Here is a 4,478-nt window from a genome sequence, read left to right as displayed (position 1 = left end):
ACTACAAGCATCACGGCCCGTTCGTGAATCTGACAGGCATCTTCTACGACAAGGCTCCGGATGAGAAATACCACAGAAAAGTGACACCTCAGGAAGAGAACATCCGGCAGTGGGCCATGGAACTGGTGGACAAGGAACTCACGAGGCGCGACAGTCCACTGATGCAGGAAATCACAGCTCATTACAAACTGGCGCAGGATTACAAAGCCCGGGGAATGACACAGGAAGCAGCGGAAGAGTTTGCACAGGCTAAAGAAATTTCCGACATAATGTATACCGAAGCTGAAAACCATGTGCGTCAGAAAGTGAAGCTGGAAAACAAGCTCAGGGATTATTATCAGCTTGCCAGGAGTAAATATGAACGTGGCAAGCTGCAGGAAGCCAGGGAGATCCTGGAAGAGATTTCCGACAAAATCAAGGAATCCGAGTGAAAAAAACGGGTGTATTCTTGAGATGTAAATCATTCGTAATTATGACCCTGGCTGCGGTCTGTCTTGCACTGCCGATTCAGGCTGCAGTCCTGCAGGATATGCCTAAGCCGCAGCCATCCTCAGGATCACCCAGCCTGAACAAAATGAAAAACTATTATCTGCAGAAATCCACGGAAACCGAAGAAAGAGCCGGTGAAAGTCCAGTTTATGTGCAAAGCCTGGAACATGCACTGGCTGACACCGAGCAGGAGGTAAAACAGCTTGAAGAGAGAGTCAGGCAGAACGGGGACATTAAATTGGACGGCACAATGGAAATCACGATCAGGAAGTATAACCTGCTCAAAGAAAAGCTGGCTCTGGTTTACACAGCCGAACTGGAAGATGCCGGCAAGCTGAAGGACGATGCATTCCCCGAATTTTCAACCGAAGTCCAGGCCGTGACTGAAAGCAGAAATGGCGAGGCAGGGAACAATGTCAATGAAACAACCGAAGTTGCAGGGAATCCCTTAATCACGGTTACTCTAACTCACAATCAGGATAAACTCGGGACCGCTGAGATCTCCTCGCCAAGAGAAATCAAAACAACCCCTGAAATTCACGCATATTCAGATACTCCCGAAGCGTTCGACGAGGAAACCAGAGCTGCACTTGAACGCTATTATCTAAAGAAAGGGACTCCTGACAAGACATTGGGAAAACCCGGAAACAAACAAAGCAGCGAAGGCCAGACCAGAAAGATAATAATCGGAACAAAGAAAACAGGTGAAACTTCAGCGCCTTTGATGGAACCGGCAGCGCCTGCCAGGATAGCTTCGGAGGTTCCGACAGCAGAGATTGTGGACAAAAATTCGATTGCCTGGCTCGAAAATCTGAGAAGGGAGTATGGATGGGGTTCGGTTGAACTTTACAATCAATCCGCGACAATAGAACTGGTAGTGGAGGTTCAAGAATCCGAGCTGATGCTCAGTGCAGAAACTGTAATTCCAACAATATTCTGCAGTTCCATCGAGATTGCCGAGGCAGAGGCCCCAGTTGAGCAAGAAATATTGACTTCCACTGAAACATCAATCATTCCACAACAAAGCCCATTGAATCTCGAACCTTTAGAGCCTCTGGAAATCAATTTCAAGAAGCACTTAACCTCGAACCCCGAACCAAACAACTGCACTTCAGCTACTTTGGAAATCAAACTTGCTGAGAAAACGTCAGAAGATTTGCCGAAAACCGAAGAAAAAGAAACGCCCGAAATTTCCGCGAATCGAATTGCTCAGAGTATTTCACGGGAAAAGATCTTCTGGAAATCCCGGGGAAAACACTTTGGAAAAGATGTCAGGAAAGAGTATGAAATGGAGTCAGAAGCAGAAGCAGCCCTGGATCGATATTACATCTCTGAGAAGCAGAAACCAAGGGAAACAGTTGAAGTGCAAGTCAAAACCCTCGAAGTGCAGGAAGCCGTTCCTTTTAAATCATTTAAAGAAATGCAGGACAAATTGAATCAGGAACTGCACAACTTGAGGAGCGGAAGCATCAAACCAGACGGGGTTTCCGGCTAGTCTGCCGGACTTTGAAAACTCACACTAGATCTGTCTAAATCTTTAGTTTTTTTTTCTTGACCCAGCCTGAAATGACCTGTTACAATTGGGAAACCAAAGGAAATTCTTTTTTTTGGAAAAATTTTGTTTGCAGGAGGATGGAAATGGGCGTACCAAAAAGACGAACACCAGCGAGCAGAAAAGGCATGCGACGCTCGCATCATGCCCTACCTGAGCCCAAACACATCGGCACTTGCAGCAATCCGGACTGCAGGCAACCGGTAGCTTCCCATCAGATCTGCCCCGAATGTGGATATTACAAGGGCAAGCAAGTCGTTAAAACGGCAGCTAAGTAATTTCCTACATGAAAATCGCACTGGATGTCATGGGAGGAGATCATGCTCCGCAGGAAACGGTAGCCGGGGCAGTGATAGCAGTCAGGGAAAACCCTGAGCTGGAACTCTTTCTCGTCGGGGATGAGAAAGTGATCCGGGAACAGTTAATTGGGCAGGAATATCCTGGGAACAGGGTAGAAATTTTACATTGCGACGACTATTTCAAAATGGATGACAGCCCCCTGCTTAAGAAGGCCAACTCATCCATCAACAAAGGGCTGGAATTGATGCGCGACAGACGTGCCGCAGTCTTCGTTTCAGCCGGAAACACTGGGGCGCTGATGAGCAACAGCCTGCTGGTGCTGGGGCGGATCTCCAGCATCAAACGTCCGGCCATCGCTACCACAATCCCCAAAAAAGACGGTTTTTTTATCCTGATCGATTCCGGCGCCAACAGCGAGAGCAAGCCGGAGTATTTATATCAGTTCGCTCTAATGGGAAACATACTGGCCCGTGATGTATATGGAAAGCCTGAACCTAAAATTGCGATTCTTAACATCGGCAGCGAAGAAAAAAAGGGGCCACGTGATGTTCAGGAATTATATCAACTGCTTAAATCGGATAAAACTATTAATTTCACAGGCAATATCGAAGGCAACAATCTCTTTTTTGGAGATGTGGATGTTGTCGTCGCAGACGGATTCATCGGCAACATTCTGCTCAAATCCCTGGAAGGATTCGGCATGTTTCTGCTCAAATCCTTTGAAAAGAGCCTGGGCGAAATTCCCGGCCTTACCCAGGAAGCGAAAAGCTTGGTGCTCTGCGGGATGAAACGGAAGCTTGATTATTCAGAATATGGCGGATTTCCATTGCTGGGTGTTGATGGCATCTCAATCAAAGCCCATGGCAGTTCGAAAAGAAAGGCCATCGCCAATGCTTTGAAATACGCTGTAATTTTTGAAAAAAGCGAAATCGTCAACAAATTCAAGGAGTATTTTCAGAATGATAAATTCACCAGTGGGAGCTAAAATCACCGCTACTGCTTCATATCTTCCCAGCCGAATCGTCACCAATAAGGAAATGGAAAAACTGGTAGAGACTACAGACGAATGGATCTTCGAGCGCACCGGCATCAGGGAACGCAGGATCGCGGCAGCAGATGAAGCCACTTCAGATCTCGGCTTCAAAGCTGCCAGAAAATTGTGCGACGAATTCGCGATTGATCCATTATCCATAGAACTGATTATCTGCTGCACTTTTTCCCCAGACCATCTTTTTCCTGCCACTGCCTGCCTGATTCAGGATAAGCTGGGGGCGAAGAATGCCGGGGCTTTTGATATTGAGGCAGCCTGCACGGGTTATATCTCCGGCTTGTCAATGGCTTCCGCCTGCGTGAAATCCGGCGAATACAAACGAGTTTTGGTAGTCGCCAGCGAAACCAATTCCAAGATCATGGACTGGCAAGATCGAGGGACCTGTGTCATTTTCGGAGACGGAGCTGCTGCCACACTGATTGAACCAGGAGAGCCCGGCAAAGGAATTTTAAGCAACTACCTCAGGGCTGACGGAAGCGGAGGACATCTCCTGGAAATGCCTGCCGGCGGTACCAGGCTTCCTGCCTCTTTGGAAACCGTCAAGAATCGTCAGCATTTTCTTCTGATGAAAGGCAAAGAGATTTTCAAAGTCGCCGTAAAAAGCATGGCTGATATCGTGGATATTCTGCTCGCGAGGCATGGCTATACCCGCAACGACCTGACCTGGCTGGTGCCGCATCAGGCCAATCGACGGATCATGGACGCAGTGGGTAAAAGATTGGAACTGCCTGAAAGTAAAGTCTATTCCAATATAGAAAACCTTGGCAATACGTCTGCCGCGACCATTCCCATCTGCCTGGATGAAATGAGACGCAGTGGAAAGCTGAAATCAGGGGATCTGGTTGCACTTTCGGCATTCGGAGGCGGCCTGACCTGGGGCGGGAATCTGATAAAATGGGATTGAGGAGGAATTGATGAACTTTAGCCTGACTCCGGCTCAGAAAATGATTCAAAGGATTGTCAGAGATTTTGCGCAGAAAGAAGAGGAGCCGCTGGCAAGCATCATCGATGAGGAAGAACGCTTTCCATACGAAACTGTAGAAAAGATGGCAGCGATGAATCTTCTGGCTGTGATTGTACCAAGAG

6 protein-coding genes are annotated in these 4,478 nt (G+C 47.7%); all 6 read left to right on the top strand.

All coding sequences use genetic code 11. From position 1 onward, the window contains the following. The coding region (locus PHW04_19135) for a hypothetical protein (GenBank protein ID MDD2718009.1) at positions 1–431 on the top strand (431 nt) is incomplete at its 5' end. A 17-nt stretch (positions 432–448) separates the two neighbouring features. Continuing rightward, positions 449–1,984, top strand: a complete 1,536-nt coding sequence (locus PHW04_19130; protein MDD2718008.1) for a hypothetical protein — start codon at positions 449–451, stop codon at positions 1,982–1,984. Positions 1,985–2,127: 143 nt separating this feature from the next. Continuing rightward, positions 2,128–2,319, top strand: a complete 192-nt coding sequence (gene rpmF, locus PHW04_19125) for a 50S ribosomal protein L32 (GenBank protein MDD2718007.1) — start codon at positions 2,128–2,130, stop codon at positions 2,317–2,319. Between the two features lie 8 nt (positions 2,320–2,327). Further along, positions 2,328–3,326: a phosphate acyltransferase PlsX gene (plsX, locus tag PHW04_19120; GenBank protein ID MDD2718006.1), complete on the top strand. Its 999-nt coding sequence runs from the start codon at positions 2,328–2,330 to the stop codon at positions 3,324–3,326. Further along, entirely contained in the window at positions 3,301–4,296 is a 996-nt protein-coding gene (locus PHW04_19115; protein ID MDD2718005.1) for a ketoacyl-ACP synthase III, read from the top strand. The genes plsX and PHW04_19115 overlap by 26 nt, the downstream gene beginning before the upstream one ends. Positions 4,297–4,306: 10 nt before the next feature. Beyond that, positions 4,307–4,478, top strand: a 172-nt coding sequence (locus tag PHW04_19110) for an acyl-CoA dehydrogenase family protein (protein MDD2718004.1), incomplete at its 3' end; no start/stop codon positions are given.

Source organism: Candidatus Wallbacteria bacterium (assembly GCA_028687545.1).
In the GTDB taxonomy this organism is placed as follows: Bacteria; Muiribacteriota; JAQTZZ01; order JAQTZZ01; family JAQTZZ01; genus JAQTZZ01.
The sequence above is the reverse complement of the archived record's forward strand: the minus strand, read 5'-3'. Positions and strand labels throughout refer to the sequence as shown.